Source organism: Paraburkholderia sp. SIMBA_027, assembly GCF_046535315.1.
Classification (GTDB): Bacteria; Pseudomonadota; Gammaproteobacteria; order Burkholderiales; family Burkholderiaceae; genus Paraburkholderia; species Paraburkholderia tropica.
This window is the reverse complement of the sequence record NZ_JAWRWY010001477.1, coordinates 1-241: the sequence shown is the minus strand read 5'-3', so window position 1 is coordinate 241 and position 241 is coordinate 1. Positions and strand designations below refer to the sequence as shown.

The window sequence follows — 241 nt, the reverse complement described above, 5'->3', positions numbered from 1 at the left end:
GCGACAACGCTGTGGGAATGATGGCCACTGGACCGATCGCCTCGTTGGTCCAACCCGTGGCGGACAGCCTGGTGGTGGCGTGGGCCGGGCGCAAAGACTGGACCATATAAGTGAACGACAACACCGCGAAAGGGACAGCGGCAAGGGGGAGGCACACAAACGCGTAGCCAAGCAACGGCACCAGGACAAACAGCACGAAGACACCGAAAAGGATCAGCATCACCGGGTCACTGTCCGTCAC

At 61.0% G+C, this 241-nt stretch carries 1 protein-coding gene; it reads right to left on the bottom strand.

The window, feature by feature from the left end; genetic code table 11:
- Positions 1 to 223: hypothetical protein (locus SB764_RS44100; RefSeq protein ID WP_410867325.1), on the bottom strand; the 223-nt coding region annotated here is incomplete at its 3' end.
- Between the last annotated feature and the right edge of the window lie 18 nt (positions 224 to 241).